This is a genomic window from Leucogemmata humicola (genome assembly GCF_055379415.1).
In genome coordinates this window covers 2,165,035-2,190,074 of the sequence record NZ_AP040875.1, presented here as the reverse complement: position 1 = coordinate 2,190,074, position 25,040 = coordinate 2,165,035, and the positions used below count along the sequence as shown (strand labels likewise).

Annotated in this window: 15 protein-coding genes and 1 rRNA gene; 2 read left to right on the top strand and 14 right to left on the bottom strand. The window is 63.3% G+C overall.

What is annotated here, in order from left to right:
* Positions 1-24: 24 nt before the first annotated feature.
* The 7 genes from AC6H4Z_RS09040 to AC6H4Z_RS09010 all read right to left on the bottom strand — a co-directional run bounded on the left by AC6H4Z_RS09040 (position 25) and on the right by AC6H4Z_RS09010 (position 10,235).
* Positions 25-1,152 carry a hypothetical protein gene (locus AC6H4Z_RS09040; protein WP_497546428.1) on the bottom strand — a complete coding sequence of 376 codons (1,128 nt, stop codon included), beginning with the start codon at positions 1,150-1,152 and terminating at the stop codon, positions 25-27.
* Positions 1,139-3,550, bottom strand: coding sequence for a hybrid sensor histidine kinase/response regulator (locus AC6H4Z_RS09035; RefSeq protein ID WP_497546427.1), 2,412 nt, complete (start codon positions 3,548-3,550; stop codon positions 1,139-1,141). The genes AC6H4Z_RS09040 and AC6H4Z_RS09035 overlap by 14 nt, the downstream gene beginning before the upstream one ends.
* Entirely contained in the window at positions 3,550-4,368 is an 819-nt protein-coding gene (locus tag AC6H4Z_RS09030; RefSeq protein ID WP_497546426.1) for a cupredoxin domain-containing protein, read from the bottom strand. The genes AC6H4Z_RS09035 and AC6H4Z_RS09030 overlap by 1 nt, the downstream gene beginning before the upstream one ends.
* Before the next feature lie 254 nt (positions 4,369-4,622).
* Positions 4,623-6,147: ribosomal RNA gene (locus AC6H4Z_RS09025) — 16S ribosomal RNA — on the bottom strand.
* A gap of 327 nt (positions 6,148-6,474) precedes the next feature.
* On the bottom strand, positions 6,475-6,795 hold the full coding sequence (locus AC6H4Z_RS09020) for a hypothetical protein (protein WP_497546425.1): 321 nt from the start codon (positions 6,793-6,795) through the stop codon (positions 6,475-6,477).
* A 112-nt stretch (positions 6,796-6,907) separates the two neighbouring features.
* Complete coding sequence (typA, locus tag AC6H4Z_RS09015) at positions 6,908-8,743, bottom strand: translational GTPase TypA (RefSeq protein ID WP_497546424.1); 1,836 nt, start codon at positions 8,741-8,743, stop codon at positions 6,908-6,910.
* 523 nt (positions 8,744-9,266) lie between these two features.
* Positions 9,267-10,235 (bottom strand): cation diffusion facilitator family transporter, encoded by a 969-nt coding sequence (locus AC6H4Z_RS09010; protein ID WP_497546423.1) that lies wholly within the window; start codon positions 10,233-10,235, stop codon positions 9,267-9,269.
* An 84-nt stretch (positions 10,236-10,319) separates the two neighbouring features.
* Here AC6H4Z_RS09010 and AC6H4Z_RS09005 point away from each other — a divergent pair, with 84 nt between their 5' ends.
* A complete protein-coding gene (locus AC6H4Z_RS09005) occupies positions 10,320-11,657 on the top strand; it encodes a hemolysin family protein (RefSeq protein WP_497546422.1) in 1,338 nt (445 codons plus the stop codon).
* Between the two features lie 9 nt (positions 11,658-11,666).
* On the opposite strand, the gene AC6H4Z_RS09000 is transcribed toward AC6H4Z_RS09005, so the two are convergent.
* The 7 genes from AC6H4Z_RS09000 to AC6H4Z_RS08970 are packed head-to-tail and all read right to left on the bottom strand — an operon-like array spanning position 11,667 to position 23,229.
* Complete coding sequence (locus AC6H4Z_RS09000; protein WP_497546421.1) at positions 11,667-13,172, bottom strand: M20/M25/M40 family metallo-hydrolase; 1,506 nt, start codon at positions 13,170-13,172, stop codon at positions 11,667-11,669.
* Positions 13,169-14,113: a PdxA family dehydrogenase gene (locus tag AC6H4Z_RS08995; RefSeq protein WP_497546420.1), complete on the bottom strand. Its 945-nt coding sequence runs from the start codon at positions 14,111-14,113 to the stop codon at positions 13,169-13,171. The genes AC6H4Z_RS09000 and AC6H4Z_RS08995 overlap by 4 nt, the downstream gene beginning before the upstream one ends.
* Before the next feature lie 21 nt (positions 14,114-14,134).
* Positions 14,135-15,541: a peptidylprolyl isomerase gene (locus tag AC6H4Z_RS08990; protein ID WP_497546419.1), complete on the bottom strand. Its 1,407-nt coding sequence runs from the start codon at positions 15,539-15,541 to the stop codon at positions 14,135-14,137.
* 60 nt (positions 15,542-15,601) lie between these two features.
* Positions 15,602-17,113, bottom strand: a complete 1,512-nt coding sequence (locus AC6H4Z_RS08985; RefSeq protein ID WP_497546418.1) for a peptidylprolyl isomerase — start codon at positions 17,111-17,113, stop codon at positions 15,602-15,604.
* A gap of 31 nt (positions 17,114-17,144) precedes the next feature.
* Positions 17,145-20,450: a transcription-repair coupling factor gene (gene mfd, locus AC6H4Z_RS08980; RefSeq protein WP_497546417.1), complete on the bottom strand. Its 3,306-nt coding sequence runs from the start codon at positions 20,448-20,450 to the stop codon at positions 17,145-17,147.
* Positions 20,450-22,252: a vWA domain-containing protein gene (locus AC6H4Z_RS08975; protein ID WP_497546416.1), complete on the bottom strand. Its 1,803-nt coding sequence runs from the start codon at positions 22,250-22,252 to the stop codon at positions 20,450-20,452. Before AC6H4Z_RS08975 ends, mfd begins: the two co-directional genes overlap by 1 nt.
* The gene (locus AC6H4Z_RS08970) at positions 22,249-23,229 is read right to left on the bottom strand and encodes a DUF58 domain-containing protein (protein WP_497546415.1); all 981 of its coding nucleotides are present in this window, start codon (positions 23,227-23,229) and stop codon (positions 22,249-22,251) included. The genes AC6H4Z_RS08975 and AC6H4Z_RS08970 overlap by 4 nt, the downstream gene beginning before the upstream one ends.
* Before the next feature lie 129 nt (positions 23,230-23,358).
* Here AC6H4Z_RS08970 and AC6H4Z_RS08965 point away from each other — a divergent pair, with 129 nt between their 5' ends.
* Positions 23,359-25,026: a DUF4384 domain-containing protein gene (locus tag AC6H4Z_RS08965; RefSeq protein ID WP_497546414.1), complete on the top strand. Its 1,668-nt coding sequence runs from the start codon at positions 23,359-23,361 to the stop codon at positions 25,024-25,026.
* Positions 25,027-25,040 lie beyond the last annotated feature (14 nt).

Below are 25,040 nucleotides of genomic sequence, written 5' to 3'. Positions count from 1 at the left end.
CGCCGCTCGGTCAATCGACGCCCTTCACTTCGCGCGAGTAAACCAGCTCAGCGCATCGAACGACTTCGATACCTGCATCGCGAACGCCGGACCGCCATCCCCCGCGAACGTCGACCCAGGCGCAATCCACCACTGATCCGCCCGTAGCGACGCCTTGAGCAGCGTTGTCTGCCCCAATCGGTACCCCACGCCAAACTCGCCGTCTACGAAGTCCGTTAACCGACCCACCCAGTTCGCGCCGAACGCGCGAATGAACGGATACTTGTTCCGCTCCACTCGCGTGGCCACGAAGAATCGAGGCGTCAGCGTATACTTGGCTTCGCCATAGTACGTGTAGCCCATCACCTCGTGCGCGCGACCTGGCACGTCGTACGATCCACGCGCCGCCTCTGCGTGTGTCTCCAGATACCCGCGCGCGAACGACACATCGAGCGCGATGACGCGTTGGTTGTAGTCCGACCACGGTTTGTTCTGCAGCTGTGCCGGCGTATAGCTGTTGTTGAGATACGAGCCCGCCGTGAACGAACCGCCAATGCGAAAGCCGACGAACGGCGTCACACCAAGGCCGATTGCCGGACGAAGTCGTGGCGTCGCCGCGGGAACGTAGCCCTCGTGCGACGACGGCAGACTCACGAGCGCCGCACGATAGTCGACATGCTGCAACTCGCCCGACAGCTCGACACCGAGTGGGTACTCGAGCGAGTAGCCGTCGGGCGCGCCGATGAGCGGATTGCGATTGGAAAAGCGACGCGCCGCGAACGTGCCGACGATGGGCTGAAGTTTTCCCGCGTCGACCACGAAGGCCTGTCCAAAGATGTATCGAGCGCCGAACTGGTCGGCATAGGCATCGAAGGAGCGCGTCGCCGAATTGATGCCCGCCCCCGCGAACTCCCCCTGTCCGTAGAACACGAGGCCGGGCAGCGGTTCGATCGCGCCCCAGAGCTGTGCACTCGCAATCCCTTCCCACTTCCCGGCATTTCGCGTCAGCAGGTTCGACTTCGCCGTCGTTGACCAGAACTCCCAGTCGGTCAGCCCTTCCACGAGCACGGGAACGGGGAACTGAGCGGCGGCTTGCCGCACACCGGCGACCGACGCGCCGGCAGCCACAGCAAGTGTTGCGAGAACTCTCGCAGCGCGATTAGTCAGCCGCATGGCTCGACCCTGTGGTTTGTGTGGAGGCAGCTTGCCACGCGTCGAGCGCGCCGCGCACGGTGCGCGCAAGCAACGCCGGCGAGAATGGCTTGCGAAGAAACACGCTCGACGGATCGAGCTCGTATCGCGCGAGCGCATCGTCGGCGTATCCCGACATGTATATCACCAGCGTCGATGGACGCGTCGCGAGATACTCGGCGACGAGTTCTGGTCCGCTCATCTGCGGCATGACGATGTCGGTGAGCAACAGGTCGATGTCGCCGACTGCGGAAATCTCCAACGCCTCGGCCGCGTTGCGCGCGGCCAGCACATTGTAGCCGCGTTCCTCGAGCGTGCGACGCGCGAGAATGCGTACATCTTCAGCATCCTCGACGAGCAGGATCGTTTCTGTGCCGTTCGGAAGCTCGGTGTCGCCGATGGAATCTGTCGCCACGCCAGCCGCAGTTTCCGCTGCCGGAAGCGTGATTGTGAATGTCGTACCCTGTCCGACCGCGCTATCGACCGCGATCGTACCGCCCGACTGGTTCACGATGCCGTACACCATCGACAGTCCGAGTCCTGTTCCCTTCCCGACTTCCTTGGTCGTGAAGAACGGTTCGAAGATGCGCTCCTTCACTTCGTCCGACATTCCCGTACCGGTGTCGCGAACCACGAGTGAGACACCAGGCATCGCACCGCGGTCAGAAGCGTCACCGGCATTCACACCGATGTTCGCCGTGGCGATGGTCAACGATCCACCGCCGGTCATCGCATCGCGCGCATTCACGGCGAGATTGAGCAGCACCTGCTCGATCTGCCCGCGGTCGGCGCGCACGCGCGAGAGTGCCTCGTCGCTTTCGATATCGAGCTGAATGTGCTCGCCAATGATGCGGCGCAGCATCGGGCTGATGCCGCTCACCACGTCGCCAAGGTCGAGGACTGTCGGCTGCAGGACCTGCTTGCGACTGAACGCAAGGAGTTGATGCGTGAGGTTCGCCGCACGATCGGACGCGTCGATCACCTGACGAAGGTCGTCGGCGGCCGGACTGTTCTTGTCGGCACGCATCAACGCCAACTGCGTGTAGCCAGAAATGACCGTGATGAGATTATTGAAATCGTGGGCAATGCCTCCGGCGAGCGTTCCGATCGCCTCGAGCTTCTGCGACTGACGGAGTTGCGCTTCGCTCTCGCGCAACGCCGCCTCGACGCGCGTGCGCTCGCTGATCTCATCGGTGAGCACCACGTTCGCGGCCGCTAACGCTGCCGTGCGCTCTTCGATCGCGCGCCGCTTGACCGCCAACGAATCCATGAGCTGGTTGAACGACGCATTGAGCGTTCGCACTTCAGCCGCTTCATTCTCGGCGTTGAATGGATCCTGCCGCTGTTCGGTAGCGGCGCCCGATCGCATGTATCGAACGAAGCGGGTGAATGGCCCCAGCACCGTACGCGCAACGAGCGCGGATCCAAGCGCGGCGATCAGCATCGCCAACGCACCAAAGATCACGAACTCGCGCCGAAGCGGCTCGACGAGCGCGGCCACGCGTTGCGTGAGCGGTTGCAGCATCCAGAGCCTGACGGGCTCGCCGTTCTGCGTCTCACCCAGCGGCAGCGCCATGGCGACGAAGTCTTCGTTCCCCAACCGCACGGTCGACGCACGAGCATCCTTGGCGTGCGGGGCGAGATACGCCGCGACCTCCGGACGCGCGAGCGTGCTGTCATTGAACGCCACTGCAGTATTTCCCGCGACGAGCAATACATCGGCGTCGGACGACGCGCGGGCGCGAGCAACGACAGAATCGAGCGGCTCGCCCATCACGAGCGCTCCAATCGTGAATCCGTCTTGCACGAGCGGGTACACCGCGACCTGCAGGTAGCCTGACGCGATGCGCAGCACCGCCAGGCCGCCGGAGTCGGCCGGCACATTCGGATCGAGCGCGCGCTGCATGGCGCGTAGCGCGCCGAGTCGTGTTCCACGCGGCACGGCCGGCGCGCGCGGACCAACGGTGGCGACCACTCGACCGGAATCATCGGTAGCCACCAACAGGTCGGCATCGACGTCTAGTGCGAGTTGGCCGAGCTGGTCCTGGATCTCGCGCACGTAAGCGGCCGACGGTGCCTGTCCGCGATTCGCTTCGAGCTGGAAAGTTTTTAGAGAATACTGAAAATTGGGCGCCTTGGAGATGAGCCGCGCCGTGATGAGCATCTCGCGCGCGCTTCTATCCTGGAGCTGGTGCAACGTGCGCTGATTGCGTTCGAGTTGCCGAGCGAACACGAGTTCGGTGTTTCGGCGCGTCTCCAGGCTGAGTCCCCAGAACGTGACGACGACTACGGCCGCGGTAACCGCGGCGCCGAGCGCGGCGAGCTTTACGCCGAGCGAGCTACGACGCAGCCGCGTGGACAGCGGCGCGAGCGCGGGCATTAGCGCGGGCCGCCCTGAGGCAGCGGGATGTTGAAGTCGACGACGGTCGTTTGCCCGGCGCCGACATGCACACGGCGGGAAATTGGTTTGATGCGTTCGTGCCAGCCGACGATCGTGTAGTCGCCTTCGGGCACGTCGTCGATGACGAAGCGGTGCCCCTCGTCGGGAGACGCGAAGAACGGATTCGCCAACACGAGCACGATGGCACTCATGTCAGAATGAATGTGGCAGAACACCTGAACGGTTCCCGGCCGCGGAAAGGTCCACGTGCGTGAGGAGCCTTTGGGATAGCGTCCAAGGTCGAATCCGCCCGAGCCTGCGGCCACCGACAGCGAAAAGACGTTGTGAAAAATGTCGTCTTGATTCGGGAATTCGACCGTCGCGCCCTGCATGACTGCGAGAACGTGTGGGACGAATCGTTGGTCGCGCTGGGTGATCGAACCGTGTCGGCGGGTCTCGACGCGAGCGGGCGAACCTGGGAGGCGTGTGGTATCACCCTCGAGATAGAGGATGACGTTGCGCGCCTCCTCGGCGACCGGATCGCGTGGAGTTGCGCCGGGTGTGACTCCTGAGCCTGGGTCGGAGTACGGCCGGAATTGCGGTCGTCGTGCGGTGAGCGCGCTGGAGATCTCGACCATGCCTTCGATGCGTCCCGTGGCCTGCCGGCGGGTTGCGGGTGCGGCTGGCGCGGGAGGCTGATCGGCGGCGAGTCGTGCGCCGGCGTTGGCAGTCGTCGCGGCGAAGCCGACGGCTGCGATGGAGAGGGCGGCGAAGAGGGAGACGACGGGCGGTCGGCGCAGACGGGGCAAGCGGGGCACGTCGGGACTCACAGACTCACGAGTGAGGTCGTGGTGTGGGAGTGTGGGCTGGGCCGGGGCGAGGTCGTGGTGGAGGAGTTGGCCTTACAAGGACTTTGACGCATGCACCGGGTAAATGCAACGCAGGCCCGGCACGCGTGAGCGCGCCGGGCCTGCGAAAAAGAGCAATCGAGTGTGTGTCCGCGTAGTGGCTGCGACTTACGAACGCTTTCCGCTCACGGAGACCGAAGTCTTGGAGCTTACTCGCGATCCGTTAAGGAGGTGATCCAGCCGCAGGTTCCCCTACGGCTACCTTGTTACGACTTCGCCCCAGTCACTGCGCTCGCCTTCGGCCGCTTGATCCCTTGCGGGTTTCGACACGGACTTCGGGCGCTCACAGCTTCCATGGCGTGACGGGCGGTGTGTACAAGGCCCGGGAACGTATTCACCGTGGCGTAGCTGATCCACGATTACTAGCGATTCCAGCTTCATGGAGGCGAGTTGCAGCCTCCAATCCGCACTGAGATCGGCTTTCTGGGATTGGCGCACTCTCGCGAGTTGGCAACCCTCTGTACCGATCATTGTAGCACGTGTGTAGCCCTAGACGTAAGGACCATGATGACTTGACGTCATCCCCACCTTCCTCCGGTTTGGCACCGGCAGTCTTTCTAGAGTCCCCGACTTTACTCGCTGGCAACTAGAAACGGGGGTTGCGCTCGTTGCGGGACTTAACCCAACATCTCACGACACGAGCTGACGACAGCCATGCAGCACCTGTGCATGGACTCCGAAGAGGGGCCCTGGTTTCTCAGGGCTTTCCCATGCATGTCAAGCCTAGGTAAGGTTCTTCGCGTTGCGTCGAATTAAACCACATGCTCCACCGCTTGTGCGGGCCCCCGTCAATTCCTTTGAGTTTCAGCCTTGCGGCCGTACTCCCCAGGCGGGGCACTTAATGCGTTAGCGCCGGCACTCAGGGGGTCGCTCCCCCAAGCACCTAGTGCCCATCGTTTACGGCGTGGACTACCAGGGTATCTAATCCTGTTTGCTCCCCACGCTGTCGCGCCTCAGCGTCAGCTACTGCCCAGCAGGCCGCCTTCGCCACCGGTGTTCTTCCGGATCTCTACGCATTCCACCGCTACACCCGGAATTCCACCTGCCTCTACAGTGCTCAAGCCCGGAAGTATCGACGGCCGACTCGGAGTTGAGCCCCAAGCTTTCACCGTTGACTTGCCGGGCCGCCTACGCGCCCTTTACGCCCAGTGATTCCGGACAACGCTCGCACCCTCCGTATTACCGCGGCTGCTGGCACGGAGTTAGCCGGTGCTTCCTCACCCGGTACCGTCAGGCTCCTCGAAAGAAGCTGTTCGTCCCGGGCAACAGTGGTTTACACACCGAAATGCTTCATCCCACACGCGGCGTCGCTGCGTCAGCCTTTCGGCCATTGCGCAAGATTCCCCACTGCTGCCTCCCGTAGGAGTCTGGGCCGTCTCTCAGTCCCAATGTGGCTGGCCATCCTCTCAGACCAGCTACCCGTCGTCGCCTTGGTGAGCCGTTACCTCGCCAACTAGCTGATAGGCCGCGAGCCCCTCTCAATGCCCCGGAGGTTTCCTCGTAACGGGACTCCCCGTCACGATCGTATGCGGTATTACCCGGCCGTTGGGCCGGCTATCCCCCACATCGAGGTAGGTTGCTCACGTGTTACGCACCCGTTCGCCGGTTGCCCTTGCGGGCCCCCGTGACTTGCATGTGTTAAGCACGCCGCCAGCGTTCGTCCTGAGCCAGGATCAAACTCTCCAAGAGTGTTTGAAATAGCTCTCCAAACGCTGTCATCAGACACTGTCTGACGACAGCATCCGGAATCAATGAATTCGTGAATTGATCTCTCCCCGTTGCTCACGAGAACAACGGATCAACGAGAGCCACTACACGATCACACACTCGATTTTCAAACAGCACTAAAGTCAAACAAAACTTCGACTTCCCCCTTGGCGGGGGAACGCGAAGTATAGCGAACGCACTTCCGATATCAAGGCTTGGCGCGACGCAAATCAAAATTGTTCGCGTCGCGCAGAACGCTCGCGTTTCACACACGCCTCATCACGCGCCAATAGACGCGGATTCGCGCGACTACTCCTCGTAGCGCCCAGGACGACCCGGACGATCCTCCTCGTCCGTGTCGTCATACTGATCGTCTAAGTCGACGAGCTCATCGTCAAACTCGTCCGATTCCTTGTCCTCATCATCGTCGTCGTCTTCGTCGTCTTCGTCCTCGTCGTCTTCCTCGTCATCATCATCGTCGAGGTCGTCGTCGAGATCGTCGTCGTCGTCATCATCGTCGAAGTCGACATCTTCATCTTCATCCAAGTCCTCGTCCTCCTCGTCGACATCCTCATCGTCGAGGGGCTCGTCGTCGAGATCGTCATCATCGCGCGCTGGTGACAGCGACAATCGATCGGACGACTCGAACATGGCCGACATTGCTCGGTTCTCCTTGCAGAGCTTTTGAGGTGATTCCATCGAGAGAGATACTGCAACACGCCCCGCAAAACCTACTACGCAATCAACCCGATACGCGTTCACGCTTTGCTTCACGTGACTGCCGCTTCCGGTCCGAGGTGCTCAAGAATCGCTTCCGCAACCGAATCGTCTTCGGCGTCACCTCGATCAGTTCATCGTCCTCGATATACTCAAGGGCGGCTTCCAGAGTCAACTCCCGGGGCGGCTCGAGTTGAATGTTCTCGTCGGTCCCCTTGCTGCGCATGTTCGACAGCTTCTTCTCGCGCGTCGGATTCACGTCCATATCGCCCGGCCGAGAATTCTCGCCGACCACCATGCCCTCGTACACGTCATCGCCCGGCTGCACGAACAGCGTCGACCGGTCCTGCAACGTGAACAGCGCGAACGCGACGATCGTGCCTCCCTCCATGGACACCAGCGAGCCACGAATCCTTCCAGCCAGCGGGCCAGCCCACGGACCGTAGTCCAGGAAACGATGGTGCATGATTCCCGTGCCGCGTGTATCAGTCAAAAACTCCGACCGGTACCCAAATAATCCGCGCGCCGGGATGCGATACAACAAACGCACCAACCCCTGACCCGGGTTCTTCATCTCCAACATCTCACCGCGGCGAGGACCGATCTCCTCGATCACCTTGCCGAGGTATTCCTCAGGCACGTCGATCGACAGTTCCTCGTAGGGCTCGGTGCGTTCACCGTTCGGTCCCTCGCGCGTGATCACGCGCGGACGCGACACCTGGAACTCGAACCCCTCGCGCCGCATGGTCTCCATGAGGATCGTGAGGTGCAGTTCGCCGCGGCCCGATACAGTCCACGTATCCGTCGAATCCGTATCCTCGACCCGCAGCGCCACGTTTCGCTCGAGCTCCTTGTACAACCGCTCGCGCACCTGACGCGACGTCACGTACTTCCCTTCCTTGCCGGCGAAGGGAGAGTTGTTGACGATGAAGTCGACCGAGATCGTCGGCTCTTCGACCGCGATGCCCTCGAGGCGCTCCTGATGCTCGAGATCCGTGATCGTCAACCCAATCTCGACGCCCTCGAGACCCGCGAGTGCCACGATCTCTCCAGCGACCGCCTGCGGCACCTCGATGCGCTCCAGGCCTTCGAACGCGAACAGCTTGGTGATGCGCGCTTGCTCGGCCTTCTGATTCGGGTCGAGCGGCAGCAGCGCGATCACGTCGCCCACGTGCGCCGTGCCTCGCTCGATTCGGCCGATGCCGAGACGTCCAAGGTACGGCGAGTGATCGATCGTCGAGATCAACATCTGAAACGGACTCTCGGAGTCGCTCGGCGCCTGCGGAACGGATTTGACGATCGTGTCGTACAGCGGCGTCAGATCCTGCAGCGGCTGGTCGAGATCGAGCGTCGAGACACCGTCGCGCGCAGAGACGTAGACGACCGGCGCCTCGAGCTGCGACTCGTCGGCTTCGAGCTCGATGAAGAGATCGAGCACTTCGTCATGGACGCGCAGCGGATCCGCGCCCGGACGATCGATCTTGTTGATGACGATGATCGGCGTGCGGCCGAGGGCGAGCGCCTTACGCAGCACGAAGCGCGTTTGCGGCATCGGACCATCGAAAGCATCGACCACGAGCAACACACCGTCCACCATGCGCAGGATGCGCTCCACCTCGCCGCCGAAATCGGCGTGCCCTGGTGTGTCGACGATGTTGATCTTCGTTCCGTGCCAACGCACGGAGGTGTTCTTGGCGAGAATGGTGATACCGCGCTCACGCTCGAGCGGGTTGGAGTCCATCACTCGCTCCTGGACCACCTGATTATCTCGAAATGCGCCCGCCTGACGGAGCATCTTGTCGACGAGGGTCGTCTTCCCGTGATCGACGTGCGCAATGATGGCAATGTTACGGATTTGCATAGCCTTGAAGTATAGCAGGGCGGCCAAAACGCATACAAGCCAACCCTACCGGACTCAGGCCTGTACTGAAGTAACCCTTGCGTCACAGCTACAAGGCACCCACAATGCCAATTGAGGTGATTGCACCTGGAATGTTGGCCAATGGTCCCAACACGCCAAACGCAGGAGGTGGCTCCATGAATCAATCCGAGGAGGCAGCGCTCGAAAATTATCCGCACGGGCGCGGCTACGGGCATGACTACATGCGCGGCGGAGAGGTACTCGGCGGGTATGGTTACGCCGAGAGGGACGAATACGCAAAGGCCCGCGGAGAGCTCAACGGAGGCGGATCCCTCGTGTCCGACTCGCGAGAGTCTCTAGACGGACAGTCCCGGATGGACACCCGAACTTAGCGAGCCGATTCGCTCTTCTTGAGCGACGTCGACTCGCCTTTTTGTTGTGAGATCGCAGCGCACGGGACGGGACCCCTGTGCGCTGTTGCTTTTCCCCCGGGCGCCGTCACACCGCACGCCGCACGCGCCCTTCAAGGATGCCGATGCTGCTCGCGCTCGAACATCTCCTGACGCTCGATCTGAATCGTGCAGTGCTGAATCCCCATTTCCGTCAGCACATCGTGCGCTTTTTCGAGCACCGTCTGGTGCTGCTCCGTTTCACGGACCACGGCGTGCGCGCTCATCGCGACCATACCTGACGTCACCGTCCAGACATGGAGATCGTGAATCGACTCCACGTTCGGAATCGACTCGAGCTTCGTGCGCACTTCATCGGGCGGAATGTGTGCGGGAGACGCTTCGAGCAGCACGTCGACTGATTCACGAACGAGCTGCCACGCGCCAAGAACGATGAGAACCGTCGTGACCAGCGACGCGATGGGGTCGGCGCGAAGCCAGCCGGTCGTGCGAATCAACAGCGCGGCGACGACCGTACCGCCCGACGCGAGCATGTCACCCAGCACGTGCAGATACGCGCCGCGAACGTTGAGGCTCCCCTCGCGGACGCCATGGAGCAGCCAGACGGCGATACCATTCACGATCAGGCCGAGCGTCGCTGCAATGAGCATCGTCGACCCGGCCACGGGCTCGGGATGCCTGAAGCGCATGATGGCTTCGAACACGATCCAGAGCGAAATGCCAAGCAGTGTGGCGCCGTTGATCAACGCGGCCAGGATCTCCCAACGGAGATAGCCGAAGGTCTTGGCGCTCGAGCCAGGCTGCTTGGCGAGCCAAGCCACGAAGAGCGAAAGGCCGAGTGCTCCTGCGTCGGTCAGCACGTGGCCGGCGTCGGCGAGCAACGCCAACGAGTTCGACATCCACCCGCCAACAGCCTCGACGACGAGAATGAACGCCGTGAGGATGAGGGCCCACGTCAGGGCTCGCGTCGAGCGCGTGTGATCTGCCCCGTGCGGATGCGCGTGCGCTCCCAAGCCATGGGAGTGCGAGTGCCCGTGGGAATGACCGTGCGAGTGCGAGTGGCCGGCGTGATTATGCGCCATACGGATCGGAAGGTACTAAGCAAATGGCCGACCGTCATCGGTCACGCGCCTAGACGGAACGTCTTGGTACCCTAAGTTTCCTTCGTGCTCGGACGAATCGCGGTCATCGTAGTTCTTTTGCTGCTGAACGCCTATTTCGTGGCAGCCGAGTTCGCGCTGGTTCGCTCGCGGCGGACGCGGCTGGAATCAATGGTGCGCGGCGGCGACGGCATGGCGCGCCTCGTCATCAAGGCGACGAGCAACCTGGCGCGAATGCTCTCCGCCAGTCAGCTGGGGATCACGCTCGCCTCGCTCGCTCTAGGAGCGCTGACCGAGGAGACACTCAGCGACTACTTCTCGCATCTCGTCACCCGACTTCCCTTCGCGATCGAACTGTCCGTGCGCGTTGCGCTCGGCTCCGTATTCGCCATCGCGTTCGTGACGTACTTCCACGTGGTGTTCGGCGAGTTGGCGCCGCGGTCGATGGCGCTCACCTACCCCGAACGGGTCGCGCGCTGGTTGGTGCCGCCGTTGTTCGTCTTCGAATGGATCATGCGCCCGTTCGCGGTCACGCTGAATAAATCGTCGGAGCTGGTGCTTCGGGCGTTTGGACAGAAGCCGCAGCCGCTCGAGGAGTCGCTGCATTCGCCGGACGAGCTGCGAATTCTGGTAGAACAGAGCGAGGAGAGCGGCGTGCTCGAGACCAACGACGCCACGCTGCTCGAAGGTGTATTCGAGTTCTCGGAGAAAAACGCGCGAGAGGTCATGACTCCGCGCACCGACATCGACGCGCTCTCGGTGGACGCGACATTGGATGAGACGCTCGCGCTCGTCGAGGAGAGCGGCCGATCGCGCTATCCCGTGTACGAGGACACGATCGACAACATCGTCGGCCTGATCCTCGCCAAGGACCTCATCCCGGTTCTGCACAAAGCGCGTCCGTCCGACGGTCCGGCCTTCGCCCTCACGTCGATCATGCGACCAGTACACGTCGTCCCTGGTTCGCGCGAAGTCGAAGAGGTGCTCGCAGACTTCAAACGATTGAAGGAGCACATGGCGATTGTGCTCGACGAGTACGGTGGTACGGCGGGCTTGGTCACGATGGAAGATCTGCTCGAAGAGATCGTCGGCGAAATTCTCGACGAGTACGACGAGCCGCCGGAGCAGACCGAGCGCGAAGGCGCGGACCTGGTGATCGTACCTGGCAACACCAACGTTGGCGAACTGAACGAACGCTTTAGCCTGAGCGTTCCCGACGACAACTACACCACGGTGGGTGGCTTCGTCTTTGGCGCGCTTGGACGCCTACCGGTCGTGGGCGACCGCGTCACGGCCGGTGGCGCGGTGTTCACAGTTCGCGAAATGGATGGCCGACGCATCGAATCGCTGGCCGTGGATCTGCACTCGGCCGGCGATCGACGATCGACGGAGCGTTCGGCGTAACGCGGTGTGTTACTGCTTGCTGCCCCGCGGCAGCAGCTGCGGAAGATTCGCCAACTGCCACGCATTCACGGCCATGACCGTCGCTGCCTGTGCAACGTCGGCCGGCACGACATGATTGTAGTCGTCAACCTGTGAGTGGTGCGTGTGGTTGTAGCCGCGTGTGAGCTGATCGTAGTTGAACGACGGCACACCATACGGAATGAACGACAGGTGGTCGGTGCCCGTCTTGTTGCCCGAGCGTACGGCCAACGGACCGAGTTCATTCAGCGGCTGCATCATCGACTTCCAGAGGTCGCGCAAGGCGTCGTGGCCCTGCAGCGCCATTCCAGTGATACGCCCTGTGCCGTTGTCGAGCACGAGCACCGCCTGGATGTTGTCGAGCTCCTTACGATGCGCTTTGACGTACGCCTGCGAGCCGAATAGCCCTTCTTCTTCGCCACTGAACAGCACGAAGCGGATCGTTCGTTTCGGCTTTGCGTCGGCGGCTTTGAGAATGCGCGCGGCCTCGAGCACGGCAATCGCGCCGGTTCCGTTGTCAGTGCCACCGGTCGCAAGGTCCCACGAATCGAGATGCGCGCCAAGCAAAACGACTTCATCGGGCTTTTCGGTGCCGCGAATTTCGGCGACCGTGTTTGCCTGATCAACCTCGGTGCGACCGAAGGTGTTCTTGATGTCCGCTTCGATCGCAACGCGTTCACCGCGCTGAATCAGCCGCTGGAACTGCGAATAGTTCTCGTTCGAAATGACGATCTGTGGAAACGGCGAAATGGCATCGGGCGCGCCACTCATCGTGAGCAGACCGAATTCCTTGCCGCCATCCCAGATCACGCCGGCAACCTTCTCGTCTTCCATCAGGCCGTAGCGCCCAGGCATGAAGCGGCGCTCTTCGTCTGTCTGCGGCAACCGCGCGCGTCGCAGCGAATCGAGACGCGCCGAATCTGCGGCGGTGAGCGGCGGACCATCGGGATTCACGTTGGGATACGCGGCGCCAATCATCACCCATTTGCCGCGCAGCTTACCCGCGAAACGTCGCTGGTACTCCTGCGGAGTGCGCGCGTCGACGTACACCACGTCGCCCGCGAGCGGCCCGTTCGTGCCCGGCGACCACGCCCATGACACGGCGATCAACTCACGACGCTGCGGAACGAGCATTCGTGCGGTGGTCGGCCCGCGCGTCCAGGTGACGCCAAACTTGTAGCTCTCCAGATCGGCCTTGTCCGCGCCGTACTCGCGGAATTTCTGCTGCGTCCACTCGTTCGCGCGACGCATCTCCGGACTGCCGGACAACCGCGGTCCAATGACGTCGAGCATGTACATCAGATCGGCGTCGACATGGGAGTTCTCCATGCCTTCGTGAATCAGACGGGCGATCGTCTCCTCGCTCATCGGCGCGCGAACGGGCGACTGCACTCGGCCCGACGCGACGAATCCCGCTGGAGTGATCGTTCCTGGCTGCGGCTGCGCGCACGCAACGAACGAAAGGCCCAGCACGAACACGATCAGGTTGCGTCTCATGCGGTCTCCATGGTGCGACGAGCTGTGCGACGCGCAATGTCGGCGCACAGGAGAATCGACTCGATCATGCTGGCCGGATCTGCGCTTCCCGTGCCCGCGATATCGAGGGCCGTGCCGTGGTCCGGCGAACACCGTGGAAAGGGCAAACCGAGCGTGACGTTCACCGCGCTTCCGAACGACGCAACTTTGATCGCGGTCATTCCAACGTCGTGATACGGCGCAATGACGGCGTCGAACGCACCGCGCATCGCACGAACGAAAACGGTGTCGGCCGGAAACGGACCAGCGATGCCAGCCTCTTCCGCGGCCGGACGCAGCAGTTCGTCATCTTCGCGACCGAAGCGTCCACCATCGCCCGCGTGCGGATTCAGCGCGCAGAGTGCGAGCCTCGGCTCGGCGATTCCGAACCAGTCACGAAGTCCATTGCGCGTCACTTCCGCGGCGTCGAGAATCGCGCGGCGCGTGACGGCGGCAACAACGTCTCGCAGCGCGATGTGCGTGGTGGCAAGCACGACACGCAGCGGATTCGCGGAGCCAGGCGCCGGTCGAGCGGCGGCGAGCATCATCGCTACACGGCGCCCAGTGAGCCCAGCGAGCATCTCCGTGTGTCCTGGGTAGGCGTAACCCCCAGCGAGCAGCGCTGCCTTGTCGAGCGGCGCGGTGACGATGCCGTCGACCTCGCCAGCGAGGGCCAATGCGACCGCGCGCTCCACGGCGCGTCCGGCAAACCGCCCAGCATTGGCGGCCGATCGATCGTCGCCCCACACGCCGGTGCGTTCGCCTACATCGACACCAGCGCCTGACGGACCGACAAAAACGAGATCGGCGGCGTCGCGCACTTCGCGCGACGCCGCCGCTTTTTCTACGATCTCGGGACCAATGCCGCGAACGTCGCCAAGCGTGACTGCGAGTCGAGGACGCTTGGAGGAGAGTTCGTGCACGGAGCTCGTGAAGTGGACCTGCTACGGTTTCGCCGGCTTCGACCCTTCGGCCGCGGCCACGTCGTTCAATCGCACCATCACGAACGTCTGCTTCTTCAGCGCATCGATGTATCGACGCACGCCACCGCGCTGCGCGAGTTCGCTGCGCACAGCCTCACGCATCTCGGGCAGCGTTCGCTCGCCGCCTTCGTCGGCCGTGAGTAGCTGCGCCACGACGTACTTGGGCACGTCAGGGCGCTTGGCCGAACCAGCGATCTGGAACACGACGATGTCGCCCGCCTTACGGAGCAGGAACCCCTTCTGGTAAGGCACGGGGAGACTGTCGCGCCAGAACGGCGTGAGGATGCTCGTCTCTTCTGCGCCGCGATAGTCGTGATACTTCTTCGCGAGCGAGTCGAACGCTGCCCCGCCCTTCCATGCTGCGGCCACGCTATCGGCGAGCTTGTGCGTACGCTCGACGTCCGCCGAATCGATCTTCGGAGCGATGAGAATCTGACGAGCCTTCACCTCGGCGCCATTTACGCGATCGACACGAACGATGTGAAAGCCATACGAAGTCTCAAACACAGGCGTGAGCTGACCCGGCTGCGTTCCAGGAACGAACGGCGTACCGAATAGCCAACGCTCGAACTCGGGCACCTGCGTTCCACGTCGCGACCAACCGAGGTCGCCGCCGCTTTCCTTGCTCTGCAGATCCATCGACTCGCGCTTGGCGAGCTTCTCGAAATCCGCACCGGACTTCAGCTGGGCAAGCAACGATTCCGCGCGAACACGCGCGACTTCCTTTGCGGCAGCGGTCGCCTGCGGTGCAATGACGATCTGCTTGAACGTCACCGTTGCTGCCTTTTTGGGCAGGAACGTCTTGGCGCGCTCGAACTCGGCCGAGATCTCCGGGTCTGTGACGTTGATCGAAACGATCTTGCCATCCTGCGTGAGCTTGCGGATGACGCGATCGCGAATCAACTGCCGGCGAAACTGCTCCATGAGATATTTGCGATACTCATCCGGAGTGCCGAGTCCCGCCTTCTGCAACTCGGCGCGGAACTGCGCGTCGCTCTCGAAGTTCGCGCGCACGTCCTTCACCTGGCGATCGACCTGCGGCGCCACATCGGCGTCCGGGATGGTGATCTTGAGATCCTTCGCCTTTTGGACGATGAGCTCGTCCTGAATCATCTCATCCAGGACCAGTGAGTCGAGCGCAATCGTCGCCGCGCTGTCCTTGGGCTCTTCGACCTCGTGACGCTGGATCCGTGTCAGGACCGCCTCGGAGAGGTCGTAGCGCGTGATCGCCTGGTCGCCGACAATGGCAACAATGGCGTCGAGGCGCACAGGCGTCTTGGGCGCAGCAGCCGGAGCAGCAGGCTGTTGCGCGACCAGTTGGCCGGCGACGAGAAGAAGTGCTGGTGCGAGGAGGATGGATTTCATCATACGACGGTGTACCCACGAATGAGGGCCAGGGGTCCGCCCCTGGCCCTCCGAGTGAATGCCTTACGGCTTCTTGACGTCAGGCTTCGCTGGCGGAGCAGCCGGCTGCTGCGCACCCGCAGGAGGCGCGCCTGGCGGCGTTGCACCACCCGGCATCGGGATCGACGACTTGGGCTGGCTGGCCGCACGCGCCGAGTCTGCCGACGCACGGGTCTTCTGAGCGCGTTCGAACGCCCGATCGACGCCGGCGGAGTTGACCGACGATTCGTACTTGGCATCGAGCATCTTCTTGAGCGGTGCCGGTACCGAGATCGGTTGAGCCTGGCCGGCCATCATGCGATCGAGATACGCATCGACGCGCGAGGCCGCGAGACGCTCCTTTTCGGCCGTGCTCTTGGCGCTGTCGGCGAGCATCTTGGGATCGATTCCAAGTGCGCCCCAGACGTTATTCACGAGTTCGCCGATCTGCGTGTACATCTGCGTGCGCTCGGTCGGCGACACGTCGACCTTGGCGCTGTCGGCGCGCTTGAGCAACAGCTCCTGCACCGCAAGCTGCTTGACGAACGGCTTGAGAGCCGAGTCCGGCGCCTGCGGAATGCGCTGCGCCATCTGCTGCTGCGGCGGGAACGTCTCGAGCCAGCCGAGGAAGTCGGAGACCGTCAGCGTGCCGCCCTTGTAGGTGGCGAGCGCCGTATTGTCCTTGCGGTGCTTCGACTGATCCTTGAGCGCGTCCTTCATCAGCGTCGGCGCGTTGTCCTTGACCTGGACGTTGCCGGTCGTCGCGAGCTGCGCCATGTACGTGCTGTCGGCGATGCGAACCGCGGATGACGAGTAGCGCGTTGCGAAGTCAGCCTTCGCTTCGGCGTACGGAAGACGCTGAATGATGTGGTAGCCGAAATTGGTTTCGATCGGCTGCGAAATCTCGCCCGGCTTGAGCGCTGCGGTCGCACTCTGGAACGCTGCGATCATGTCGCCCGGAGCAAAGACGCCGAGGTTGCCGCCGTTCTGCTTGGCGCTCGGATCGGTGCTGTACTTCTTGGCCATTTCCGTGAAGTTGGCCGCCGTCACCTGCGTACGCAGTTGCTCAGCCTTCTTCTTCGCTTCTTCCTTCTCGGCGGCGCTGGCAGGAACACCAGGATTCTTGAAACCGACGAGAATGTGGCGCGCGGCGAGCAGTCCGCCTGCGGCCTGGTTGTACGCGGCCTCGCTGCCAGAGTCGACCTTGAAGGTCTTCTGAACCGAGTCCATGAAGTGCGAGAGCTTCTGCACGTTGAGAATCGGAGCGACAGCGGCGTCGATCGCCTTCTTGTCGTTCAGCGAATCACCGTGAGCCGCGGCGTATGCGAGCTGCTGGTAGCCGGTCCAGATGTCGGCAAGGATCGCCGCCGTTTCGCGGTTCACCGGCACCTGAATCTTGGCGCCGCCGAGCAGGTCGCCGAGCCGATTGACCGACAGCTCCTGCGAGCCAGCCTTGGCTACGACGTCGACATGGGCGGTGAGAGCTTCTTTCAGCCCATCACAGGCCGTCAACAGCGTACCGGCAGCCACGATGCCAATGAGGAAACGATAGCGCATGAAAAAACCGAGGGGTTGAGGTCGGAACGTGCTAGACGACAAGGCCGCGTAGGGCGCGGACGAGACCGTCAAGCATGGGGGCGCCGCCAAGGCGCGTCAATTTGAGGGACAGCGGAACCGCGCGACGGACTTCCGCCTGAAACTGGACGTCGTGGAAGGCCGCGGACAGCCCCTTGATCCTGGGTGCCGCAGAACCTCTAAAAGTAACACGAGCTTCGTCGCCACGCACCAGGATTCCTTCTATCCCCAATGCGCCGCCAATGATCCGCAACTGGGCAAGCGCGAGCATGGCTTCCGCCGGCTGGGGAAGCGGCCCGAACCGGTCACGCAGCTCAGTGCGCAACGACTCCACTTCTTGAGGCTGCTCATAGCGCGCCAGACGCTTGTACACGTCGATTTTCGCATCTTGCGAGACCACGTAGTCGTCGGGCAGGTAGTTCGGCGTATCGATCGTCACGTCCGACGGCACCATCTTGGGCGCCGCATCTCCCGACATGAGCCGCTGCACGGTCTCCTCGAGCATGCGCAGGTACAGGTCGAAGCCCACCGCGTGCACAAACCCCGACTGCTCGGCGCCGAGGAGATTCCCCGCCCCGCGCATCTCGAGATCCTTGAGCGCGATGCGGTAGCCCGCACCCAGCTCGGTGTGATGCTCCAGCACCTGCAAGCGACGCTCGGCGTCCGGATCGACCGACTCAGGAACGATGAGATAGCAGTACGCGCGACGGTGCGAGCGACCGACGCGTCCACGCAGCTGATACAGCTGCGCGAGACCGAAATGGTCGGCTCGGTTGATGAACATCGTGTTCGCGTTCGGCACGTCGAGTCCGGATTCGACGATCATCGTCGACACCAGCACGTCGACCTCGCCGCTCACGAACTGATGCATGCACTCCTCGAGCTCCTTCTCGCGCATCTGGCCGTGCGCAACGGCAATTCGGGCTCGCGGCACGACGCGTTTGATATGGTCCGCAATCGCTGTAATCGTCTCGATGCGATTGTGAACGAAGAACACTTGACCGCCGCGGTCCAACTCGCGCGAAATGCCTTCGTCGATCAAACCGTCGTCCCACGGCTCGACATACGTGAGCACGGGCGAGCGATCGCGCGGCGGCGTCTGCATCAACGTCATATCGCGCAGACCGGCGAGCGACAGATGCAGGGTGCGCGGAATGGGCGTGGCGGTGAGCGTCAATACGTCGGTCGAGAGCTTGAGCTGCTTGAGCCGCTCTTTGTGCTTCACGCCAAAGCGATGCTCTTCGTCCACGACGATGAGTCCAAGGTCGGTGAACTCGACATCAGGACTGAGTAGTCGATGCGTGCCGATGACGATGTCGACTTTCTTCTCTTTCAGTTCAGCGAGAACCGCGGCCTGCTCCTTTGCATTCTGAAAGCGACTCAGCGCGGCGACACGAATGGGAAAATCAGCCAGACGTTCGGTGAACGTGCGAAAATGCTGATCGGCGAGAATCGTGGTCGGCACGAGCACGGCCACCTGCCGCTCCGACTGCACCGCCTTGAACGCCGCACGCACCGCGATCTCGGTCTTGCCGTAGCCGACATCGCCGACGAGCAGCCGATCCATCGGACGCGTGCTCTCCATGTCGCCCTTCACCTGCGTCGTCGCCGTACGCTGGTCGGGCGTGTCCTCGAAGAGAAACGCTGACTCGAGTTGGCGCTGCCACGGAGTATCCGGCACGTGCGCCGGACGAATGGCAATCTTGCGACGCGCGTAAAGATCGAGCAGCTCGACGGTCATCTCTTCGATCGCCATGCGCGTTCGCTCGCGCTGCTGCGCCCAACGGCGGCCGCCGAGTTTGTGCAGGCGCGGCGGTGGCGAATCTTCCGAGACGTCGTCGCCCGATCGATACCGCTCGAGTTGATCGATGCGATAGAGCGGAACGTTCAGCCGATCGCCGCCCTCGTATTCGACAACGGCGACTTCGATGGTGCTCTGCCCGACGAAAATCGTCTCGATGCCGCGGTAGATCCCGACACCATGCTCGAGATGCACGACGAAATCGCCGGGCTTGAGCGAGACCGTGTCGAGCGCGGTCGCCGTGATGTAGCGGCGCGCGCGGCGGATGCGCCGTTCTCGGCGGAAGATCTCGTGGTCCGTGAGAATCCGAAGGCGCGTCGTTGTTCCGCTGCTCGCGTCGCGCGTTCCGCTTCCGACGATGAATCCGCCGTCCAGCACGCCGATCGACAGCGCCGCGGGCGACGGTCCGCGATCATCGCCGCTCAGCAGCTCGTCGAGGCGCTCGGCCTGACCCTCGTTGTCGCAGAGGATGATCGTGGCCGTTCCGTCACGGACGAGTCGGCGAAGCTGCTTGATGTCGCGGTCGATCGGCTCGGGCGGCCGAATCGGAAAGACCACTTCCGGCGACTCATCGGGCGCGCTCGCATCGACGATCCATGCGAGTTTGCTCAACTCGGCATTGGCGGCGTCGGGCGCTTCGAACAGTTCGTCGCGGCGCGGAACGTCGTCGCCGCGACGACGGGCCAGCTCGACGTGATGCTGCGCGTCGTCCCAGGTGCGCTTGAGCTCCGGCGCGATGTGCGACCCGCGCGGCACGATGAGCAGCGTGTCCGGCGGAAAGAGTGACAGAATCGACCCGCGTTCGAACTCGCCTGCATCGTCGCTGACGTTGCCGTCGACTGGCAGGACGAGCGCGTAGTCGACGACGCGCTTCGACCGTTGCGACGCCAGGTCGAAGTGGCGGAGGTCCTCGATCTCGTCGCCCCAGAACTCGGCACGCACTGGTTCGGCCATACCGAACGAGTAGACGTCGAAGATGCCGCCGCGAATGCTGAACTGCGCGACGTCTTCGACCATCGGCACACGCTCGAACCCGATTCGTTCGAGATGTTCGGCCAGCTCGGTCAATCGATAGGTCGCACCCTTTCGCAACTCGATGCGCAGGTCTTGCAGCGCGCGCGGCATTCGCGTTTTCTCGAGCAGCGCACGGGCGGTCGTGAGCAACACTCGCAGTTCGCCGCGCGTGAGCCGCTCGAGTGTCTCGATGCGCTCACCGGCAACTTCCATGTGCGGCTCGGCTTCACCGAACCCTTCGCGCGCGGGATAGAGCGCAAAGGGCGTGTCGGCGTTGAGCGTCTCGAGGTCAGCAAGCCACCGCTCGGCGTCGCCGACTCCTTCCGCGACGACGACGAAGAAGCGTGTCGGGAGACGGCGCGCGAGCGCTGCGACGAGCGCAACGTCGGACGATCCTGCGAGACCGCCCACTTCCAACCGCGCGCCCGGCGCGGGCAGCGTGTTGAGAACTCTCGTAAATGCGGGAAGGCGCTCGATTGCATCGAGCACTGCGTCGAGCGCCATCAGGCCACTCGACGGCTTCGCGCACCAATGGCTATCGCCTCGACGATCAGCATCAGGAGTGCGGCAATCAATGCAGGTTCAATGAGCGATCGGCGCGCCGCGGCGCGAAACGCCATCGACGCCCAAGAGGAAGCGTTCGGCGCGACCAGTGTGCGTTCAGTTTTCAGACGATCGCCGAGCTCGGCGCCAGTGAAACGGTCGAGGATCGATTCATCCGGCGGCGGATTGACGACAACCGCTCCAACTCGTCGACCGCCACGAATGAGATAGAACGTTCCGGCGCGCGCAGGAACGTCGAGAACATCGGAGAGTGTTGTGCGCTCACCATCGGGGCCTTCGAGGGCGTCTGCCCAGCGAGGCCGCGGTAGCTGCACACCCGGCTGCGCTTCGATCACCTGCCCGGGTTCGCCAACCAGCCGTTCGGTGAGCACGGACCCGAGCCACGGAATGAACGTCGCTCGCACCGGCAGAGTCGTGGCCTCCGCTGTAATCGGCGAGCCAACGAGGACGTACCGGGGGCCAGCGACGACCCATGCATCGCGACCGACGACTGCGAGCGTTTCCGCCTGTGCACCGGGCTGCGCTACGAGATCATATCGGCTCGCGACGGTCACACCTTCGAAGCCGGCTCCACGGACCGTCGCGTCGCCAGTGCGCCGAGCACCAAAGCGCCACGGAACGCCGGCTCGCTCGAGTGCACGATTAGCCGCGCCGACTCGCACTGGATCGAGCGGCGCGGCAATGAGCGCGGGCAGGTTGGCCAACTCGTCGGCGCCCACTACGGTGATGTCGCCGCCATCGGTGACGCGTTCTGTGGAACGCAGCACGTCGAAGGCGCTCTTCACGAATGGGCCGCTCGACGGTGAGATCGTCACGCCGGGCGCCGGACCAATCCACGCGGCGAAATGGCGAATGTTGTCGCCAGCCAGCTCGTCGGGCTCGAGCTCGACGGTGCCGGCAACCCAACCGCGCTCAGGCGGCGAGGCGCGCACCACGACTTCCTCATTCGGCGCCGCAGTGCCGCGCGCGAAGGTGCGGCCATTGAGCGTGATGCGATACGTCGTGGAGTCGCGCGAGAGAAAGCGCGCCGCAACCGTCCCACGCGGCGTCCAGCGCACCGGGCGCGCTTCGGCAAGCGCAACGGCGTGGTTGGGCGCGGGCGCGATCGTTGGCACGTAGAGAACGAGCTGCACATTCGGAATTGGAGGAACGCGCTGCCATTCCGTTCGCTGACCATCGGTGACAAGAGCGACTTGGCGCGCATCCATCCCGCTTCCGCGTACGACCCCCGAAGCGCGCGACAGCGCGGCGGCGGGATCGCCCGCGCCGGCAATCGGCTCCAGGCGACTGATCTCATCGCGGAGCGTGCTGGCCGATCCACCGCGCACTCGTCCGTCGATCGTGACGAGCCAGAGGCGATCGGTCGATGCACTGGCCGAGACGACGTCGCGCGCCATCGACTTGAATTGATCGAGGAGCGGCCGGCCGTTGATCACCGCCGACGAGCTGAGCGAGTTATCGATGACGATGGCGATGGCAGACGGGGCGTGGCCGGAGCCCACCCAACGCGCCACCGGGCGTGCGGCAGCGACGGCAATGGCCAGCAGCGCGAGCACGCGCAGCAACATCAATAAGAGATTTCGAATACGGAGCGTGCGGCTGTGCTCCTTCTCGGCGCGGGCCAGGTAGCGAGCCGCCGGAAATTCCACTCGCACGCCGACTTTGCGACGCATGAGGTGAATGATCAGCGGCACCGCGACGGCACCGGCCAACAGCAGGTACAGCGGGGCGAGGAAACTCACGGCAGCTGCTGACGCGCCGCGAATGCCCGGCGAAGCGGGACGCCGAACGGCGCGTCAGTGGAAATCACTTCGTAGCCAATTCCCATCGAGCCGAACATCGACCGCCACTCGCCAATGACTTCCTCCACCGTGTTGTGATACGCGAGCCGAACGTCCGCGATACTCGCCGGAACGGTGAGGTCGCTTTCGGGGTCGACGAAGAGGGCTTCTCCGCTCGAGGGAAGCTCTCGTTCCGCGGGATCCATGACGTGCAGGACCGTGACGTCGTGTCCAGCGGCGCGCAGCGCTCGCATAGCCCGTTCGACCTCTGGCGGATCCATGAGTAAATCCGAAATCAGCACGATCAGACCGCGACGGCTGATGAGTCGCGCGGCGCGATGCAGCGCATCCGGCGCGCTAGACGCCTTACCCGTGCCTGGTTCCTGCAGCGCAGCAACAACCCGGCGCCACTGTCCGTTACGGGCGCGCGGCGGGATGGAGCTGCGAATCTGATCGTCGAAGCGAACCAGCCCGACGGCGTCACGCTGCCGAAGGAATAACAGCGTCAGCGCAGCGGTCAGTCGCTCCGCGTAGGCAAGCTTGGTCAATCGTTCTGCAGGAGCGGCGTTGGGCCCGACGCGCATCTGGGCGCCACTCCACGCCATGGACCGGCTGACATCGAGCACGACGCTCGCGCGAAGGTTGGTCTCTTCCTCGTATTGTCGGACGACCCACCGGTCGGAGCGCGCGGCAATCTTCCAGTCGATGTACCGGAGGTCGTCGCCCGACTGGTACGGGCGGTACTCGGCGAATTCGACCGAGAATCCCTTGCGCGGGGACCGGTGCAGCCCGGACATGAAGCCGTCGACAATCCACCGTGAGATGATCTCGATTCGCCCCAGCGCGGCAAGGCTGGCGGGGTCGAATAGGTCGGCTCGGACGGCGCGGGCGGATTCCATAGAGCCGGGAAAGGTAATCGGCTCTGGGAGACGGGCCATTCGAGGTAGCTCCGTGCCGGCCCGAGGCTGGCATTCGTCATGCTGGTGAGCCAGGTTAGAAACTGGCTCTTGCGTTCTGCAACTGGTGTATGCTTATTTGTATACACAAACTCTTCGGAGACGCGTCGTATGCGGCAGATGCGGGTGTTGTACTCAGCACTGAGTGCCGTCGGACTTGCGAGCATTGCAAGTGCATGCGCGACCACCAGCGGAACGGGTAGCTCGCGCTACTCTCCCGCGACGACGTCAACGCCCGGAATACACGCCGCGATCGCCATGGAGGATTCGCTATTCGCGCAGAGTATCGCCGACCGCGAAGGCCCCAAAGCCTCGGTGCGTGCGGCTTTCGCCAACATCTCCGGATCGAGACGCGTGCAAGGCACGTTCAGCGTCGATGATGATGCGTACGTTCTCGTCGGCCACATCGACGCCGACGGAACGGTTCGCGTGATCTTCCCGCTCAATCCGCAGGACGATGGATTCGTGCGCGGTTCGAAGACGTATCAGACGCAAGAAGTTTTCGCTGGCTTCATCGACTCCTATAGACAGCGCTACCAGTCGTCGATGTTCCTGACCGCCGCTTCGACGCGTGATTCGTACGATCGCGGCTACGGTTACATGTTCATCGTCGCGTCGTGGCGCCCGATGCACTTCGACCGCTTCGAGACCGACAGTCGCTGGGACACGTTCGAGCTGGCCGATCAGAATTCGCTCAACAATCCGCGCTACGCGATTCAGGAGTTCGCATCGATTCTCGCAGGCGAGAATCGCGAGGCGTACACCGTCGACTTTGCCCGCTATTCCACGACGCAGGGCCTGTACGCCGGGGGCTTCGGAGGCTCGACGTATTCGTCCTTCGGCTCTGGCTTCTGCTCGTCGTTCAACCAATTCGGCTTTAGCAACCCGTTCTTCGGATCGAACGCATTCTTCCAGCCGATCGGCTTCGGTGGCGGAAACACCGTCTGGTATCGGGGCACGCAGTACTACGCCGATTCGTTCGGTGATTGCTACCGGCCTGTCTACCGTACCCCGGGCCTCGGCTACTACAACGGATATCAGATCGCCGGTATTCCGCAGCCTTACACGCCGCCGTCGAGACCGCGCGTGTTCGATCCGTCAGGCCATCGTACACCGTTCACGCCAAAGCCGCAGACGCCGCACGGCATCCCGACCGACGTCGCCGACGCTGGCACTAATGGAAAGGCGGAACTCCCGCAGGTGTCGCCGCGGTATCGCGAACGAGGTCTGATCACGGCTGACGATCCGACGCCGCGCTCGGGGCGGAACGAGCCGCGCATCGACGCTCGCACCGCGCTGCAGGACCATCAGCGTCCGGCAATTCAGGACATGATGACGCATCGCATGCAGAACGCCGAGAGTGCTGGCGGCGATCCGTCGAATGTCGCGAATGCATGGTCGCGAATTCAGCGAAACGCTCGCGACAATGGCCCCGGTGGCGGAAACGTTGCCAACGGTTCCAACAGCTCGGATACACGCCGGGTTCGTTCCGACAACCCGCGTGGAGACGATGGCAACGCGAGAGGCATCTATCGCGCGCCGTCGAACGACAGCCCACGCCGCGAAGCGCCGTCGACCCAGCGTAGTGAACCGGCTCAGCGTAGCGAACCGGCTCAGCGCAGCGCGCCCGTGTACCGCGAACCCGCTCGGAGCGAGCCCGTGCAGCGCAGTGCTCCAACGACGTCCGAACCGCGGAGTGCGCCCGCTTCCGCGCCCGCCTCGTCGTCACCGGCGTCGTCGAGCGGTGGCGCGGCAACGGGACGTCCGGGTACTCCGTAACCGACGCTCAAGGA